This window comes from Mesorhizobium sp. ISC15, assembly GCF_037162615.1.
Taxonomy (GTDB): Bacteria; Pseudomonadota; Alphaproteobacteria; order Rhizobiales; family Rhizobiaceae; genus Mesorhizobium; species Mesorhizobium mediterraneum.
In genome coordinates, this window is record NZ_JAVSPX010000001.1 from 3,039,680 (window position 1) to 3,055,794 (window position 16,115).

The following is a 16,115-nucleotide window of genomic DNA, read 5'->3' on the forward strand; positions in this document are numbered from 1 at the left end:
AGATTCGCGAGGATATGCGGCGCCCCGAACCTTTGGAGATAGCCAGGCGCACAGACAGTCATCGGTCGCTGGAGAACCCAGATAGCTCAGTCTCGTTTACTGTACTACTGCATTTGGATTCCGTTCATCGGCATCATATTGTGATTGAGGTGCGTCATGATCCAGACGGAACCGAGCACGACAAGCACGACGATGAATACGCCGAAGGCCAGCGCCAGGACGTTGTTCGTGTTGTCCGGGCCTGTGGTGAGATGAATGAAGAAGACGAGGTGCACGCCCATCTGCGCAATGGCGAGCACAACGAGCGCTGAGATGATCGCCGGCTGGTAGATGAGACCGCTCTGCGCCGCAACGAAAGAGGCGACAGTCAGCAGGATGGCCAGGCCAAACCCCAGTGCGTAGCCCAGCAGGCCGCCGGCCAGCTCCTGCTCGTTGATGCGCTCTTCGCCAGGCGCGGAATCGTCAAGGTCGGCAAATTCTTCGGGGCGGTGGTCGCGATCGCTCATGCACTGGCTCCCAGAAGATACACGAGAGTGAAGATCGCGATCCAGATGATGTCCAGCGCATGCCAGAACAGGTTGAAACACTGAAGGCGACGCAAGATGTCGTCGCGAAAACCCTTCACCCAAAGCTGCGCGATCATCGTGCCCAGCCAAAGCAGGCCCATTCCCACGTGCAGGCCATGGCATCCAACCAGCGCAAAGAAGGCAGAAAGGAAGGCGCTGCGCGAAGGGCCGGCACCTTCCTCGATCATTCCGGCGAACTCCTGCACCTCGAGCATCAGAAATGCGGCGCCCAGGATTCCGGTCACGAGTAGCCAGATCTGTGTCCAGACCATATCGCGCCGGTGACTGGCAAGACTTCCCAGACCGCAAGTGAAGCTGGAGGTGAGAAGCAGCCCGGTCTGGATCGCGACCCTGGGGAGTTCGAACAGAGCGCGGCCGGCCGGGCCTCCGGCGATCTCCTTCGCCAGCACGGCGTAGGCCGCGAAGAAGGCCGAGAACATGATGATGTCGGACAGCAGGAAAATCCAGAAGCCGTAGGCGACGGTCACGAATTTCGAGGCCGGTCCACCTTCGCCGTGCCCTGTCGCACCATGACCATGGCCTGAGCCATGGCCGAGCCGATGTGGATCTGGCCTGCCAGCCGAAATGGCGCCTGGCAGCGCTCCCGAGACGGCGCTCATGCGAGTTCCTCCCGGCGCTTGGACCACCCAGCCCGGCCAGCGCGTTCAATGCGCTCGAGATCTTCGGCGGAGACCTCATATTCGGCGACGTCACGCCAGGCAAAGACCACGAAGGTGGCGTAGGCGCCGACAAGACCGACAATGGCTAGCCACCAGATGTGCCATATGAGCGCGAATCCAACGAGGGTCGCGAAGAAGGCGGCCACGAATCCGGTAGGACTGTTCTTCGGCATCTCGATCGGTTCATAGGCCGGCTCCTCGCCCGAATCCTGCATTTCGATCCTGCGCTGCTTCATGGTCCAGTAGGCTTCCTCGCCTCCCACATGCGGAAGTCTGGCAAAATTGAAGCTTGGCGGCGGAGACGATGTAGACCATTCCAGCGAGCGGCCGTCCCATGGATCGCCGGTTTCGTCGCGCAACTCATCACTGTGCCTGATCGATACGACAAGCTGCGTGATCTGACAGGCCGCACCAACGATCATCACAAGAATACCGCAGGCCGCAACGATCAACCAAGGCACCCAAGGGTCGATTTCGATGTGCTGAAGGCGGCGCGTCATCCCCTGCAGGCCGACGATATACAGTGGCAGGAAGACGAGAATGAACCCCAGCAGCGTGAACCAGAACGCTGCCTTGCCCCAGCCCTCATGCAGCCGGAAGCCGAACGCCTTCGGGAACCAATAGGTGAAGCCTGCGAAAGCCCCAAACAGCACGCCTGCGATGATGACATTGTGGAAATGCGCGACCAGGAACATCGAGTTGTGCAGCATGAAATCGGCAGGCGGAACGGCCAGCAGCACGCCGGTCATGCCGCCGACGGTGAAGGTGGTGATGAAGCCGATGGCCCACAGCATCGGCGTGTCGAAGCGAATGCGTCCGCCATACATGGTGAAGAGCCAGTTGTAGATCTTCACGCCGGTACCGACTGCAATGATCGAGGTGGCGATGCCGAAGGCGGCATTCACATCTGCGCCGGCGCCCATGGTGAAGAAGTGATGCAGCCACACCATGAACGAAACGATGCAGATGAAGAGCGTAGCGGCCACCATCGAACGGTAACCGAACAGCGGCTTTGACGAGAAGGTGGAGAACACTTCCGAAAAGATGCCGAAGGCGGGCAGCACGAGGATATAGACCTCCGGATGGCCCCAGGCCCAGATGAGGTTCACGAACATCATAGGGTTGCCGCCAGCCTCGTTCGTGAAGAAATGGAACCCTAGATAGCGATCGAGCGTGAGCATCGCCAATGTCGCCGTCAGGATGGGAAACGCCGCGACGATGAGGAGGTTGGCGGCGAGCGAGGTCCAGCAGAACATGGGCATGCGCAGATAGCCCATCCCCGGAGCGCGCATCTTCAGAATCGTGGCAACCAGATTGACGCCGGTCATCAGCGTGCCGACGCCCGAGATCTGGATCGCCCAGAGATAGTAATCGACGCCGACGCCCGGGGAGTAGTCGAGCTCCGATAGCGGCGCGTAGGGGAGCCACCCGGTGCGGGCGAATTCGCCAATAACCAGTGAAATGTTGACAAGCAGTGCACCCGACGCGGTCAGCCAGAGGCTGACGGAATTGAGCGTCGGAAAGGCCACGTCGCGCACTCCGAGTTGCAGCGGAACCACGAAATTCATGAGGCCGATCATGAACGGCATTGCGCCGAAGAAGATCATGATGGTGCCATGCGCGGAAAATATCTGGTCGTAGTGGTCGGGCGGCAGAAAGCCTGGCCCATGCACGGCGGCGATCTGCTGGGTGCGCATCATGATCGCGTCGACGAAGCCGCGCAGCAGCATGAGCCCCGCCAAAAGTACGTACATGACGCCGATCCGCTTGTGGTCCACCGAGGTGATCCACTCGCGCCACAGGTAGGGCCAAAAGCCTTTGACGGTGATCCAGGCCAACACGCCGATAGCCGCAAGGAAGACGACGAGAGCGGCGATGAGCGGAATCGGCTCATCGAAGGGAATGGCGGACCAGTCGAGCTTTCCCAGCATGGTTCAACCGCCTCCGTGCCGTTCATGTCTGGCATTTGGGTCCGCCGGCGTGGCCGGACCCAAAGGATCAGGGTGGACCCGTGGATTGCCGCCGCGGCCTTCGCTTGGCCCGGGCGCTGGCGGCAGGTATTGACGCACCACGGCATCAAACAGCCCTGGCTGAACATGCGAGAACGCAAACGGAGCGACGTCCTGGCTTTGTCGAGCGAGTTCGCGGTACGCCCCCGCGTTCAGGGTCTGGCCGCCGCCGCGGAGGCCCGCCGTCCACTGGGCGAACGCTTCGGGCGGCACGATCCGCACCCGAAAATTCATGTCCGAGAAACCGTCGCCGCTGTAGTGGGCCGACTGGCCATACAGGACGCCAGGCTTGTCGGCCAGGAGGTTGAGCTCGCTTTCCATACCGTTCATCGCGTAAATCATGCTCCCGAGCTGCGGAACGAAAAATGTGTTCATTACGCTCGCCGAGGTCAGACGGAACCGCACCGGCGTGCCTGCAGGCATGACCAGTTCGTTGACGCTCGCGATTTGCTGGTCGGGGTAGATGAACAGCCATTTCCAATCGAGCGCGACGACTTGCACCTCGAGCGGCGAATTGGTCGACGATAGAGGCTTGCGAGGGTCGAGCTGATGGGATCCGTAATAAATTAGACCCCCGAGAAAGAGGATCGTCAGCGTGGGAATTGACCAGACGATGAGCTCTATCCGGCCTGAATAGGTGAATCCTGGATCATATTTGGCGCGGGTGTTGGAAGCGCGAAACCACCATGCAAACCATAGCGCGGCGACGATGGTCGGGACGACGATCACCAACATGACGGCCAGCGAGTTGAGCAGGATTGTCCGATTGCCGGCGCCGACCGGCCCTTGTGGGTCGAGCACGCCGCCTGCGCAGCCGGCGAGCTCGACCGTGCCCAGCAAGAGAATGGTAAGGCCTGACGAGCCAGCCCGCTTCATGTTCGTCCCTATGGTAGGTGATCACATAGTCACCCGGCTCCGGTTCGTTCGTGGCCACCGGCCACGGGCCGAAACTATGCGCATCGACGCGAAATCAGCTCCCTCAGCAACGGCTTCAACTTGCAGTGAGAAAGACCGTATACGTCGAAGAATTTCCTGTCTCTCTGGTTTTAGGTGCGGAACAGATAAGCCGCCGGTCCGCGGAAAGCCGAACATTCAGGGGCCGAATTTGTTCCCGGGCATTTACGCGAGGCAAAGTTAACGTTTGGCGGAGTTGGTGTGCAGTCCGTGAGAAGCGGCAACCGCGGCCCAGTCCGATGTGCCCGCCAAGGTCGGCACATAACTTGCTTATCAAATACGGGAGACACATCAGGGGAATTTCGTCATGCAAGAAGCAACTGCAACTCATCCTGAGGGCAATACCCTCTTCCCGATCGTGCTTTCGATCGTCGCTGCAGCGGCGACCGGAGTGCTCTGGGCCTATGCGAACCCGATCCAACTCGTTCCCGGCGTCATCCAGTGGCGCATCTTCGCCTTTCTGCCCCCGCTGGTGGGCATCCTGCTCGGCTGGAAGAGCGGTTTCATCTGCGGCTATCTCGGCACCGTAGTCTGGTCGCTGCTGGCCGGTACCTTCATCCCCGCTCATTCGCTCATCGTCGACGGCATCATGGTAGGCCTCACTGGCCTCTTGCCCGGGCTGATATTCGACCCAGCGAGGACGAAATTCGATCGCAACACGCTGATCAAAATTGCGGCAGTGTGCCTCATCGTTGGCCTTGTGATGGTCGTCGCGGTCTCGGCCAGTCTCGCTTATCTCGGCATTTTCCCCTTCTGGTGGGCGGTGATGTATCTGGGCCTGTCGGACATCGTGCCGATGATCATAGGCACGCCGCTTCTTGTTGTCCCAGCGCTGAAGATACTCAAGAGCGCGCATCCGGCCGGTTTCACGCGCTTTTGAGCGCAGGTAAGATTTGAAAAGTGCTTGAACTGAACGATGTGAAGGTGGGCTTCGGCGATGCGCCGATGGCAGTCACCGAAGCCACGATGACCATTGCACGTGGCGAGCGCCTGCTCGTGTGCGGGGCGGCAGGCGGGGCCAAGACCACGTTGCTCAACGTGGCGGGAGGGATCATCCCCCGCCTCGTTGCCCCTCGCCACTTCTCCGGCTCGGTTTCATTCGATGGCCAGCCGCTGTCGACCTTGTCGAAGGATGCCCTTTTTACCAAGATCGGCATCGTCACTCAGAATGTCGAGGACCAGCTTTGGGACCTCGGTGTCGAGGACCTGATCGCGTTCCCGCTGGAAAACCGGGGCGTGGAAAAGAAACTTATCCGCCGCAGGCTGCAGATTCTGCTCGATGAGCTTGAACTCAATCCGCTGCGGGGGAGGCGAGTACTCACTCTCTCCGGCGGCGAACGGCGGATGGTGGCAATCGCAGCTGCCCTTGCGGCTACGCCTGTGCTGCTTGTGCTCGACGAGCCCACGACAGGGCTCGATCCAGCTGCCCGTGCACGGCTGGTTCGAATTCTCGCGAAGCTTGCCGACGAGGTGCCCTCGTTGCTTGTCGCCGAGCAGGATCCGGGTGCATTCAAATCTGTCGCTGAAAATGTGCGCCTGCTCGTGTCGGGCAGGCTTTCGGAGGCCGTCGCCGCGCGCACGATAATGACACAGCAAGAGCCATGGCTGGAGGCGGGCATCCTGCCGCCCAATCATCGGACGACCTGCACTCCGTCCTTTCCTGCCGGCGACGTGCTGCTTTCGGTTTCCGGCATCCGCACCCGGCTTGCGCGCCCCGACGGCGTCCCGGTATTGCGTGATATCTCGCTCCAGATTCGCGCCGGGGAGCACGTGGCGCTGATAGGGCGCAACGGCGCAGGCAAGACGACGCTGTTCCAGTCGATCCTCGGCTTGGCGAAGCTCGCCGCAGGATCGATCCGTATTGGCGGCGAACCGGCCGACGGCTGGACCGTTGCGCGCCGCGCCCGCGCGATCGCGTATCTTCCGCAGAACATGCGCCGCATCCTGTTCAACATGACTGTGCTCGAGGAAGTCATTTTCTCCATGATCGCAGGCGCGGCAGCCGACGATTTAGTAAGGAGGGAGGCGCATGCCGCGCTAGAGAAATACGAAATTAAAGGGTTGGCCGAAGCCAACCCCTTCGCGCTTTCGACGAGGCAGCAGGCATTGCTGGGGCTTGCCTGCGCCGATGCGGCGCAGGCATCGATAGCGATCCTGGACGAGCCGCTGCTTGCGCGCGACCTGCACGGCAGACGCATGCTGGACCTGTTCATCGGGTCCATGCTGTCGTCGGGGCGCGCGATCATGCTCATCTCGCATGATCTCGACCTCGTCCAAGATGTCGCCTCGCGCACGCTGATACTGGACGAAGGGCAGATCGTCTTCGACGGCGCGCCGCAGCAAGCCTGGGCGTCGAGCGCGTTCTCCCAACTCGGTTGGCCCGCACCGACGGCTCTATCGACCGGAGCAGCGGCATGAAACGGATCTATGAGTTCAACTTTTTCGTGAAATTGACGGGTGCATTCACGATCATGCTGGTGGCTTGGCTTGCGCCGGACTGGCGCTTTGGCGTGCCCCTGGCCCTGCTTTCTCTCGTTTTCCTGAGCGTGATGCAGGTGCCCGGCTTGCGCGGCTATCTCAAGGGTGCGGCGCTTCTCGTGCTTCTGGTCATGGTGAGCTGGATCGGCAATCTCCTGCTGCAGGGGCTTTCGCCTGCCGATGCCCTGCCGATCGCCGCCGGGATGGCTGCACGCCTCATCACGACGACCGCGGCATTCTATTTCGTCATGGAGACAAGCACTCCAGGCTCTATCCTGGCAGCGGCCAGTGCAGCTCGTCTCCCGCCCATTGTCACTCTGATCCTGTCGCTCACCTTCGGCATCATCCCGATGCTGCGCGAGGATTTCGAGCGCATCGCCGACGCGCAGCGCGCACGCGGCATGGAGATCGACGACGTCTCGCTACCCACTCGATTGCGCTTTGCGCTGGCACGCGGTGTGCCGCTTCTAGTGCAGGCCATCCGCTTGGCGCACGCCATCTCGCTTTCGCTTTCCATCTACGGGTTCGACATGAACCGAAAGCGCACAACGTGGCGCAATGTGGGCCTGCTGATCGAACCCCGACTCGCTCATCAAGGACAAACAAAATGACCCAGGAAACCGCCTTTTCGCCGATAACCGGGCAAAACTGGCCGGTCGACGTCGCCGGCTTGCAGGTCGACTTGCCGATCGTCGCGATCAGGCCGGATTTCGCCATCTCGCTGATGATGGTCATCGATCTCGGAGTAAGGTTCGGCGAGCATGTCGGCCGCAAGTTGGCCGAGAAACTGCGACCGCTCAAACCCGACGTGATCGTGGGCGCGGCCACGCTTGGCATTCCCGTCGCCATCGAAGTGAGCCGCGCCTTGAGCCTCGATAACTACGTGATCTTGCAGAAATCGCCAAAGATCCATCTGGGCGACGCGCTCGTCCAGCACATCTCCTCCATCACCTCGAAGGGCGAGCAGCGCCTGCTTCTCGACCGCCGCGCGATACCGTTCCTAGCAGGCAAACGCGTCGTGGTGGTTGACGATGTCGTGGCGTCCGGCTCAAGCCTAAAGGGCTCGGTCGAGTTGGCGCGCAGCGCGGGCGCGGAAGTGGTCGGCATCGGTGTGATCCTCACCGAGGCGCGGGATTGGCAAGAAACGCTTGGGCCGGACCAGGCACTGATCCACAGCCTTGCGCATATCCCGCAATTCGCATTAGGCAAGGACGGCTGGAGCCCCATTCCAGAAACCTTTCTCTAGCGAACCGGTCCCGTACACTAGCCGGTTGCCGGTAGCGCCATACGTGCGGAAAACATCAGTCACCGACTGACACACATCGTATCTCTGCTCGAAGTCGGGAAAGAGATGAGCGGGAAAGACCGCTCGATCTTCTCCAATACAAGAACGCCTCGACCATCATTCTCGTGATCTTCGTCGTCGTGGTGTTGATGGAGTTCGCGACGGATCGCTTGCGCTCGAAGATCCAGTAGCTGCGGCCATGTGCGTGCAAAATCGACACGACACGGTTCCGCATCCTAGGGCACGAAGATAAGGAACAGATAGGCGACAAACACGACGAGATGAACGAGCCCCGTCAGCATCGTTGTTCGGCCCGTCCCAAAGCTCACGATGCTAATGGCAAGCGCGAGGAGGAGAAGCACAGTATCCCCCGGACCCAGACCAAGCATCAGGCTTCGTCCTGTGAGCAGGCTCGCCACCCCGATTGCCGGGATTGTCAGGCCGATCGTCGCGCAAGCGGAGCCGAGGGCGACATTCAGTCCTCGCTGAAGTTCGTTATTAAGCGCTGCCCGAACGGCCGATACCGCTTCCGGCATAAGCACAAGCGCAGCGACGAAGAAGCCCACGATTGCGTCCGCCTGGGTAATTTGAAGAAATGCGAGCCCATCCTCGATGCTGCCGGCCACCTGCTCGGTCAGAAGAACGATCCCTGCCAGCCCGACAAATAAAAGGAGCACGTTGGTAGTCACTTTCCCACCCTCAGATACATGCTCCTCATGTTCGGCTCTGGACGTCAGATCCTCGATAAAATCGCCCCGTTGGCGCACCATCTGTGCAAAGACGAACGCACCATAGAGGAGAACTGAAAGGACGCTCACGAATGCGAGTTGCGATGCGGAGAACACACCGGGGCTTGTTGCAAGGGTGTAGTTTGGAAGGATCAGCGTAAGAACCGTCAGCGCCATAATGACGGCAAGGGAAGCGTTGGTGCCCTGACGTTTGATGTCCTGATATCGATGCTTCAGCCCACCCAGGGTGAGGCAGACCCCGACCACACCAGTGCACACGATCATGACCGTCGAGAACACGGACTCGCGTGCCAGCGTCGGATTGTTCGCGCCGTGCAGCATCATCGAAACGATGACCGATGCTTCGATGGCAGTGACCGAAAACGTCAACAGCAGCGTGCCGTAAGGTTCACCGAGCCGCCGTGCGACGGCTTCTGCATGATGCAAAACCACAAACACGGTCGCGAAGATGAGGATGGCGACCACGATCAAAGCCAGGATCTTGATCGAAAGCAGCGAATGCTCGATCGACGCGCCGCCGAAATGAATTAGTGCGGCCAGGCCCAAGGAACCGATTGGGAACAGATATTGGCCGATCGGTCGTCGATGAACAGCCAAGACGGATTTCCTTCATCCCATCGACGGTCGCAGATTGGGTATTACAGAGACTGACCGAAGCCCATGGTGTCAGTCTACTTGCGGCTGCCGGCCCGTTCAATGGCCGCGTGCACGACCGACTTGGCGTAACGAAATTGGCCGAGCTCGATGCCGCATAGGCCGGATCACAATTAAGCCTTGAGTTTTCACGCTTCCGGCAATAGCTAGGTGCTACCAGGCCGGGCCCCTCTGGCAGTCCATCAGGACTGTGATGTCGGACTGGAATTCCAATCCGGGTGGCCTGGCTTTGAGTTTCTTCAGCTGTAGCGGCATTTCTCTCATCATACGCGGTGTCCGCGTTGCTCTACGGTTATGCTCGCAAGCCTCGTCACCCCTAGCTGAACGCAAGGGTGCCGTATGACAGAATTTTTCAGTCCTGAAGCAATGACCGCTCTCTTGCAGGTCATCATGATCGACCTGGTGCTGGCCGGCGACAATGCCATCGTTATCGGCCTTGCCGCGGCCGGGCTACCCAAAGAGCAGCGCAGAAACGCCATCGTCATTGGTATCGTCGCAGCGGCCGTTCTGCGCATCGGCTTTGCGGCCGCCACAACCCAGCTCCTGCAGATCGTCGGCTTGCTGTTTGCCGGCGGGATATTGCTGTTGTGGGTCTGCTGGAAGATGTGGCGCGAACTTCGGCAAAACCATGCACAGGAAACACAGGCGATCGAAGCGCTTTCGGAAAGCGACGTTGACTACGATGGCGTCGTAGCTGGCAAAGCCTCACGCAAGACGCTGGCGCAGGCAACCTGGCAGATCATCATCGCCGATGTCTCTATGTCGCTCGACAATGTTCTGGCGGTAGCGGGTGCTGCGCGCGAACATCCGAACGTATTGATCTTCGGCCTTGTCCTCTCCGTCGCGCTGATGGGCATTGCCGCAAACTTCATTGCCAATCTGCTTCAGAAGCATCGCTGGATTGCCTATGTCGGCCTGGTGGTCATCCTCTACGTAGCTGGCGACATGATCTATCGCGGTACTCTTGAACTTATGCCTCACGTCGCGGGCTCTTAAGACGCAAAAAGTGGATCGGCCGGAACCGCATCGTTCCGGCCGGTCTGTTCCTAAGCAAGCTTGATCGAAAGTTATTCCTCCCTCGACCCGCTCCCTTACGATTTAGAGCGGACCCGCTCGATCCGGCGATAGAGAAAGAATATCCTGGTGCTCAGATTTGCGTAAGTCGCGGCTTGCCCCCACGCAAACGACCAAATCGGAAGCCATCTGAAACGGCTGAGCGGACCATAAGCATCTCGCCTATGGTTTCGTGTGTCATGAGCCCGACCAGTCGATCGGAATTGTCCACGACCGCAACGGCAGGCACATCTGCCCGCTGCATGAGGCGCAGGCTTTCCTCGAGACTTTTGCGGTAATGTATTTTCGGGATATCGTTGCGCATTGCGCTCGCGACCGGTTCAGCGGGGCCCTTTTCCTTCAATGTCCGGATCATGTCGTTGCGTGTCACCAGTCCTTCAAGATGGCCAGCGGAATCGATGACCGGGAATTCATGCTGCGTGGTCGCGAGCAGCATCTCGATTGCCTCGTCGAGCGTCGCCGACCGGTCCAGCCGGGCGAACTCGGTGATCATCACGTCCCCGACAAGCACGCTTGTGGCGACCTCGCGGATCTGTGCGTTCTGGGCTTCCGCAGCCGCGGCGAGATAAACGAAGATGCCGATGAAGATCAGCAGCGGGTTGTAGAACAGCCCAATGAAACCGAAGACGAAGGCCAATCCTTGCCCGATCGTGGCGGCGATCTGGGTCGCGCGCGACCAGGAAAGGCGGGCGGCGAGGGCGGCGCGCAGGATACGGCCGCCATCCATCGGGAAGGCTGGGATCATGTTGAAAAGGACCAGGAAGACATTGACCCCTGCAAGCCTGGCGAGAAAATTCGTACGCGGATCCTCGATCCCGGCCATCTGTTCGACACCTGCCGACCCGCCGAGCAAAGCGAAGATCAGCGCGGCGATCGCGACATTGACCAGCGGCCCCGCCACCGCGATCACGAACTCCTGCCCCGGCTCTTCGGGCATGCGTTCCAGCCTGGCCACGCCGCCGATCGGGAAAAGCGTGATGTCCGGCGTGCTGATGCCGAAATACCGTGCGGCGGCGATGTGGCCGAATTCATGCAGGACCACGCAGGCAAAGACGGCAATGATGAATGCTACGCCTTCCCAGGCCGCTGGCGTGCCGCCGATCCGATAGTGCGTTAGCCAAATCCAGACGAGCAGAAGCAGGAAGGTAAAGTGAACGCGCACGGTGGTGCCGGCGATCGTCCCGAGGTTCAGCGACCAACCCAAATTTATCCACTCCAAGAGGCCCCGCCTTCACCATAGGCTTGGCAGGGCGCTTGCAATCGTACGAGAACATCAGGCGCTGGCACCGACGTATCGCGGCGTCAGTCAGTGGGTAGTTTGCGAGTGCTCGCCGCCCGGCTTCGAGATGCCGCTTAAAGCCTCTCCCGCTTCTGCCGCTTCGCCATTCGTCGCGAGATCGCCAAGAGAGATGATCCCGACGAGCCTCTTGTCGCGGTTCAGAACCGGAAGCCGACGCACCTGCAGGTCGCCCATGTTCTCGAGCACATGCTCGACGTCTTCGTCATCGAAGCAATATTTGACCTCCGGGCTCATGACATCTCGCACCTTGGCGTCAGGTCCCTTACCCAATGCTACGCCGCGGATCGCGATATCACGGTCGGTGATCATCCCGACCAGCCGGTCGTGGTCGCCCACAGGCATCACTCCAGCGTCGAGCCTTTCCATAATCTGCGCTACCTCGCGAATGGACTGTTGGGGGTTCGCGACCTGGACATTCCTCGTCATGCAGTTGCCGATTTTCATGGCAATCTCCCTTCTACTTGCAAAGCCCGCCGCCGGTTTTGGTGTTGCTCTAGGAAACGAACTCTCCGGCGGTAACGTTCCCTTGAATCTGAATGGCCCCTGAATGGCCCGCAGCAGGTTTCTCACCTGCAGCCGGAAGGGCTGGGAAAGCTCACATCGCCGGGATCTTGCGGTCTGTCTTTGGCGCGAAGTCGAACCACCCAATGGTCGCGCGCTCCAATGCGCCCATCGCCGTAACTGCCGCAGCAACGCCAATGACCGGCCAGACTGGAACCCTGATGGGCGATACGACGTTTCAGGGAGACAGCGCAGCCAACGGAGAAGTCGAATGCAGCCCGTAGCCGCAAAATCCACACGCCGCCCCAGCGCGCTTGCGATTACCCCGTTCAATGGGACGGTGACGGTCAGGTTTTCCGACGCGATCATTGCCTCAACCGAGCGGGCAAAAGTGCTTCACGAAGAAGGACATGATCCTGTCTTCTATATCCCTTTCGAGGACATCTATTTCGACCTTCTGGAGAAGACGAATACCACAACGCGCTCCCCGCTGAAGGGCACGGCGAATTACTGGCGGGTTCACGCGGTCGGCGGAGCGGCTGATGATTTCATGTGGGCCTACGAGACGCCCGACGCGCCAGCATTGGCCATCGCCCGCCATGGCGCCTTCGATCCCGACAAGGCGCGGATCGATGCCGATCCTGCCGAGGATAAGCGACATACGCCTCACATCCCCGAGTAGCGCGGCGCTTGAATTTTCCACATCGGGGCGGTCACGCCGCAGACGGCGATCTTTTCCGTCAATCGGTGAATTCTTCGTCGAGGATCCGCAGGCCGGCTTCATATTTCGATGTCGAGGTGCCGACCTGCCGTGCCTGCCACAGATTGTCGGCGAGATCCGCGCGCTTCACCGGCAGCGCCAATGGGTTGGCTGCTGCTCTGCGCACGAAAGCGGGGTCGTCCTCGTCCGGCCTGCGTGTCATGGCATCGACTGCCGACACGATGGAGGTTCCGAAACCAGCCGCCTCGAGCCGATCGCGATCCCAATCGTCGCTTTTCTCTAGAACGTCGTGAAGATAGGCAACGGCCTTCTGGTCGAGCGTTTCGACGGCGTCAACGACCCGGCGGCAATGTTCGATATAGGGCCGCCCGGTCTTGTCTGTCTGCCCGGCATGAGCCTGTTCGGCTATTTTTGCGGCGCGGTAAAGCACGCTCATTGCTTCGATCCTTGCTGGCCTGTGTGTGGTGATGCAACCGGAACGTGCCTCAAAAAAAGCGTGTGGCACCGTAGCCCGTGTCACCGAACGCGCGACGATTGCCTGAGGTTCCAGAGCGCAGGCAGGGCTCCGACACACTGTTGCCGAATGTTGCCGAAGGGTCTCCAGCTTCGCGTCACCGAACCTGCCGTATAGCGTGCCGTCGCCGATCTTTGGGAACACCGGGATAGGTTGCTAGCCTTGAGCGACAGGCCAGATGCGCGGTGTGAGGCGGCTAGCCGCCGTCGGACGGTCCATCGACAATCCCGGAACTGGGCAGAATTCCAAAATCCTGTGACTTGGCACCCTGTGCTGCCGTCAAAAACCCGTCTGCATGGAGACCGCGCCGCAGCAACTCTCTCACGGCCGCCGACCGGCTTGGCATGCGCCTTTCAAAGCGCCAATTTTCCAATGCAGCCAATTCGTCGGCAGTTAGCATGATCTGCAGTCGTTCGGGTCTTTCCAGGTCGGCCATTTTCGCCTCCAGCCGCTCAAAGTTAGTATTTACCTAAGAATTAGGAAAAGCCTCGCAGAACGTCAAGATCGGTTAATAGGCCCTCGGCGTGAAAGGCTGACAGTTACTGTGAGGCGTCGCCCGCGCAGTCTGTGTAATAGGCTAACTTATTGATTTTGCGGTATAATTTTATTGATTTCCCTTGCCATTCGGATCGATATGGCACATGCTTACCACGAGGGACAAACCGCTCCTGAAAAAGAGGGTTTTCCATGAGATACAGTTATTCGGCTCATTTGTGTCAAGACGTTAACCTGCAAGTTCGGGCAGCCGCCCGGTATAAGGGAATAGTCAATGTCACTACGGTGGCCGAGGCCGTGCGGCTGCGAAACCTCGCAGAAAACGTTGCGCTTGAAGACATTGAACGCCTTGTGCTGCAAGCGGCCCAGTTCTGCGGGGCGGCCATGGAATTCGACAGCCTCACAGTTCTTGAATCACATGACGTCCATCGGCACTCAGTGAATTGTGATGCTCTGCCTGGCAGCGGCGGCTTCGATGTTCTGGAGGGCAGGACTGTTTCGCTCTATCATCGCCAGCCGGACCGAACGCAATAGGTCCGGCCGAGCCGTCAGCACAGTCGGTCGGAGGGGAAGGGTTCATCTTCACAGGCGCTTTCAAACCGCCGTGTTGTCCGCCACCGACGCCTGGACGAAGTGCAGTGGTGCCTCGAGCGTCCAGGTGACGCCTTGCTCATGGAAGTCCAGCCGGCCGCTGCCGCTGAAAGCCTGCGGCGCCACTCGCTCCAGGACGACCGTTCCGAAACCGCGCCCCCTGACGGCGTCCAGGATCGGCCCGCCCAATTCACGCCAGACCAGTCGAAAGGTTCCCGCGCCGTCGCCGGCAGAGATCACATTCCAATCGATTTCGACGCGTCCACCGCTGCAGGACAGCGCTCCATGTTTTGCCGAATTGGTAGCGAGTTCGTGAAAGGCTATGCCGAGATACTGCACTGCGTTCGGCTGCAGTATAACCATTGGCCCGGCCATCGACACGCGGGACTGCGCTGCGAAGGCCTTGAGCTGTGCCTGGATGAGCTCGCCGACCGTCGCGCCGCGCCACTCGGCATTGACCAGGAGATCATGGGATTCCGAAAGCGCCGCGATACGCTCCCGAACCTGCCCGAGGAAAGCCTCGGGTGTGCTTGTCAGTTTGCTGGTCTCGCGGATCATCGAAATGATCACCGAATACTGGTTCTTCACCCGATGGTTGACCTCGCGCATGAGCAGTCGGATGCGCCGTTCGTTCTCCTTGTGGGAGCTGATGTCGCGCGCGATCTTGGAGGCGCCGACGACCCGCCCGATGGCATCGCGGATCGGCGAGACGGTGAGCGAGACCGAGACGTGCGTGCCGTCTTTGCGCAGGCGCATCGTCTCATAGGAGGGGACGCGTTCGCCGGCGCGGATGCGGCTGATGATCGAGACTTCCTCGTCCAGACGATCAGGCGGAATGAGGATCGTCACCGGCCGGCCAATCGCCTCGGCAGGCGTGTAGCCGAACAAGCGTTCTGCCGCATCGTTCCAACTGGTGATGATGCCGTTGATGTCCTTCGAGACGATGGCGTCCATCGACGACTCGACAATGGCGGCAAGACGCATGCGGGCTTCATCGCCCAGCGCCTGCGTGCGCAGGTCGAGCAGCGTGTTTATGGCACCAACAATGTTGCCCGCTTCGTCGCGAAGCAGCCGTGGGTGAGCCCTGAACGGGACGAGTTCACCATCCGGCCGCTCCGCAATCGCCTGGTCCCATGAGACGTCCCGCCCTTCGCGCAGCGCCACGGCCATCGGACACTCGCCATGCGCCATATTCCGACCGTCTAGATGACGAAGCTTCCACGAGCCGCACCATAGGTCCCGACCGATAACCGGACGATGGCCCCAGAGCTCAGCTGCGGCTTCGTTGAAGAAGGTGATGCGTCCCTGTTCGTCGGTGGTGTAGACGGCGACGGGCAGTGCCTGCAGCAGGTCGGCAGAGGGAAGGCCCGGAACTCCGAGGCCGATATCGGCTTGTTCCACGAAGTTCACGTATTGCGCCATTCCAGTGGATTTCTGCAGCGGCTATAATGCGCTTGAGCAATTTCGGTTCCCCGTCGGGACAATCCCCCCTTTGCCCCGCCGGCTGCGGCGACATTCCTGGACGAGGTACCAGGCCGACACAG

General features: G+C 60.2%; 17 protein-coding genes. 7 read left to right on the plus strand and 10 right to left on the minus strand.

The features are described 5' to 3' along the window. Nucleotides 1–104: 104 nt before the first annotated feature. From cyoD to cyoA, 4 genes are read right to left on the minus strand one after another with little or no spacing between them, the layout of a single operon-like run. Entirely contained in the window at nucleotides 105–506 is a 402-nt protein-coding gene (gene cyoD, locus RPG13_RS14520) for a cytochrome o ubiquinol oxidase subunit IV (RefSeq protein WP_126103083.1), read from the minus strand. Beyond that, nucleotides 503–1,186: a cytochrome o ubiquinol oxidase subunit III gene (cyoC, locus tag RPG13_RS14525; RefSeq protein WP_337125373.1), complete on the minus strand. Its 684-nt coding sequence runs from the start codon at nucleotides 1,184–1,186 to the stop codon at nucleotides 503–505. Before cyoC ends, cyoD begins: the two co-directional genes overlap by 4 nt. After that, the gene (cyoB, locus tag RPG13_RS14530) at nucleotides 1,183–3,177 is read right to left on the minus strand and encodes a cytochrome o ubiquinol oxidase subunit I (RefSeq protein WP_337125374.1); all 1,995 of its coding nucleotides are present in this window, start codon (nucleotides 3,175–3,177) and stop codon (nucleotides 1,183–1,185) included. The genes cyoC and cyoB overlap by 4 nt, the downstream gene beginning before the upstream one ends. A gap of 3 nt (nucleotides 3,178–3,180) precedes the next feature. Then, on the minus strand, nucleotides 3,181–4,131 hold the full coding sequence (gene cyoA, locus RPG13_RS14535) for a ubiquinol oxidase subunit II (RefSeq protein WP_126103081.1): 951 nt from the start codon (nucleotides 4,129–4,131) through the stop codon (nucleotides 3,181–3,183). A 385-nt stretch (nucleotides 4,132–4,516) separates the two neighbouring features. On the opposite strand from cyoA, the gene RPG13_RS14540 reads away from it, so the two are divergent. From RPG13_RS14540 to RPG13_RS14555, 4 genes are read left to right on the plus strand one after another with little or no spacing between them, the layout of a single operon-like run. Continuing rightward, nucleotides 4,517–5,089: an aminotriazole resistance protein gene (locus RPG13_RS14540; RefSeq protein ID WP_337125375.1), complete on the plus strand. Its 573-nt coding sequence runs from the start codon at nucleotides 4,517–4,519 to the stop codon at nucleotides 5,087–5,089. Nucleotides 5,090–5,133: 44 nt separating this feature from the next. Beyond that, entirely contained in the window at nucleotides 5,134–6,627 is a 1,494-nt protein-coding gene (locus tag RPG13_RS14545; RefSeq protein ID WP_337125376.1) for an ABC transporter ATP-binding protein, read from the plus strand. Continuing rightward, nucleotides 6,624–7,298, plus strand: coding sequence for an energy-coupling factor transporter transmembrane component T family protein (locus RPG13_RS14550; protein WP_337125377.1), 675 nt, complete (start codon nucleotides 6,624–6,626; stop codon nucleotides 7,296–7,298). Before RPG13_RS14545 ends, RPG13_RS14550 begins: the two co-directional genes overlap by 4 nt. After that, nucleotides 7,295–7,933 carry a phosphoribosyltransferase family protein gene (locus RPG13_RS14555; protein ID WP_095486339.1) on the plus strand — a complete coding sequence of 213 codons (639 nt, stop codon included), beginning with the start codon at nucleotides 7,295–7,297 and terminating at the stop codon, nucleotides 7,931–7,933. Before RPG13_RS14550 ends, RPG13_RS14555 begins: the two co-directional genes overlap by 4 nt. Before the next feature lie 275 nt (nucleotides 7,934–8,208). On the opposite strand, the gene RPG13_RS14560 is transcribed toward RPG13_RS14555, so the two are convergent. Further along, nucleotides 8,209–9,318, minus strand: a complete 1,110-nt coding sequence (locus tag RPG13_RS14560; protein ID WP_292217515.1) for a calcium:proton antiporter — start codon at nucleotides 9,316–9,318, stop codon at nucleotides 8,209–8,211. Between the two features lie 396 nt (nucleotides 9,319–9,714). Here RPG13_RS14560 and RPG13_RS14565 point away from each other — a divergent pair, with 396 nt between their 5' ends. Beyond that, nucleotides 9,715–10,371 (plus strand): TerC family protein, encoded by a 657-nt coding sequence (locus RPG13_RS14565; RefSeq protein ID WP_095486341.1) that lies wholly within the window; start codon nucleotides 9,715–9,717, stop codon nucleotides 10,369–10,371. A gap of 151 nt (nucleotides 10,372–10,522) precedes the next feature. Here the strand turns inward: RPG13_RS14565 and RPG13_RS14570 are convergent, their stop codons facing one another. Together RPG13_RS14570 and RPG13_RS14575 are read right to left on the minus strand one after the other, a co-directional pair. Continuing rightward, nucleotides 10,523–11,653, minus strand: a complete 1,131-nt coding sequence (locus RPG13_RS14570; protein WP_337125378.1) for a site-2 protease family protein — start codon at nucleotides 11,651–11,653, stop codon at nucleotides 10,523–10,525. Between the two features lie 102 nt (nucleotides 11,654–11,755). Then, nucleotides 11,756–12,193, minus strand: coding sequence for a CBS domain-containing protein (locus tag RPG13_RS14575; protein ID WP_127288879.1), 438 nt, complete (start codon nucleotides 12,191–12,193; stop codon nucleotides 11,756–11,758). Between the two features lie 328 nt (nucleotides 12,194–12,521). Between RPG13_RS14575 and RPG13_RS14580 the strand changes: the two genes are divergently transcribed. Next, nucleotides 12,522–12,932: a DUF427 domain-containing protein gene (locus RPG13_RS14580; RefSeq protein WP_127288881.1), complete on the plus strand. Its 411-nt coding sequence runs from the start codon at nucleotides 12,522–12,524 to the stop codon at nucleotides 12,930–12,932. A gap of 58 nt (nucleotides 12,933–12,990) precedes the next feature. On the opposite strand, the gene RPG13_RS14585 is transcribed toward RPG13_RS14580, so the two are convergent. After that, on the minus strand, nucleotides 12,991–13,407 hold the full coding sequence (locus tag RPG13_RS14585) for an HD domain-containing protein (protein ID WP_095486344.1): 417 nt from the start codon (nucleotides 13,405–13,407) through the stop codon (nucleotides 12,991–12,993). Nucleotides 13,408–13,681: 274 nt separating this feature from the next. Then, nucleotides 13,682–13,921: a hypothetical protein gene (locus tag RPG13_RS14590; RefSeq protein WP_029356005.1), complete on the minus strand. Its 240-nt coding sequence runs from the start codon at nucleotides 13,919–13,921 to the stop codon at nucleotides 13,682–13,684. Between the two features lie 251 nt (nucleotides 13,922–14,172). Here RPG13_RS14590 and RPG13_RS14595 point away from each other — a divergent pair, with 251 nt between their 5' ends. Beyond that, on the plus strand, nucleotides 14,173–14,514 hold the full coding sequence (locus tag RPG13_RS14595; RefSeq protein WP_185928162.1) for a hypothetical protein: 342 nt from the start codon (nucleotides 14,173–14,175) through the stop codon (nucleotides 14,512–14,514). A 60-nt stretch (nucleotides 14,515–14,574) separates the two neighbouring features. Here the strand turns inward: RPG13_RS14595 and RPG13_RS14600 are convergent, their stop codons facing one another. Then, on the minus strand, nucleotides 14,575–15,981 hold the full coding sequence (locus RPG13_RS14600; RefSeq protein ID WP_245465495.1) for a PAS domain S-box protein: 1,407 nt from the start codon (nucleotides 15,979–15,981) through the stop codon (nucleotides 14,575–14,577). Nucleotides 15,982–16,115 lie beyond the last annotated feature (134 nt).